The following is a 689-nucleotide window of genomic DNA, read 5'->3' on the forward strand; positions in this document are numbered from 1 at the left end:
TCGGAGAGGGTCGTTGCTAAGTTGTTATAAACATCAGCGTCAGGTTTTATCTTTAAGGCTTGCTGGTAGTATTCTACTGCTTCATCTAACTTGCCTTTTTCCTTGAAGGCATTTCCCAAATTGTTAAGTGCTACAACAGCTATCTGGTTATTTGGCTGGAGTTTTAAAACTTTTTTATAAGCTTCTATAGCCTCGTCTAATTTATTTTCCGCTTGCAATATTTCTGCTAATGCCACGTTAGCGTTCAGATGATTTGGTTGAATTTTTACTACCTGTTTGTAGAGAGTTTCAGCTGGATATAATTTCCCTGACTCATGTTGTTCCACAGCTTTTTTTAGCAGAGATTGCACCGATGATCCCCCTACATTAATTTCTTTTTTTCCTTTAGACTTTTGGCTTTTTTTCATTTTTATTTTCCCCTTCACTTTTAACTAGGTTCTGTATTCGTTATAGTGGGCCTGCCGAGCAGATGCTGCTGCCTTGTTTCCAGCGGATTGCCAGGGAGTTAGGGAAAGCCTTTTGGCTCTCGTTTGTGTAGCGGCAGCGTTAACGCTGCCGCTACACAAACGAGCCGTATGAGGTACGGCTGCAATCCGTTATAACTTCTGCTGACTGTCATAAATTTCTCGTAAACTAGTATAAACTTCCTCAAAGTTGGGATTCAGTTCCAGGGCTTTTTGAAAGTAAAC

1 protein-coding gene is annotated in these 689 nt (G+C 40.5%); it reads right to left on the reverse strand.

Annotation, left to right across the window (positions count from 1 at the left end; translation table 11 throughout):
* Positions 1-407 (reverse strand): tetratricopeptide repeat protein (locus MiSe_RS49535; RefSeq protein WP_226594957.1); only part of this gene is annotated, 407 nt, incomplete at its 3' end.
* Positions 408-689: the final 282 nt, after the last annotated feature.

This window comes from Microseira wollei NIES-4236 (assembly GCF_020521235.1).
Taxonomy (GTDB): Bacteria; Cyanobacteriota; Cyanobacteriia; order Cyanobacteriales; family Aerosakkonemataceae; genus Microseira; species Microseira wollei.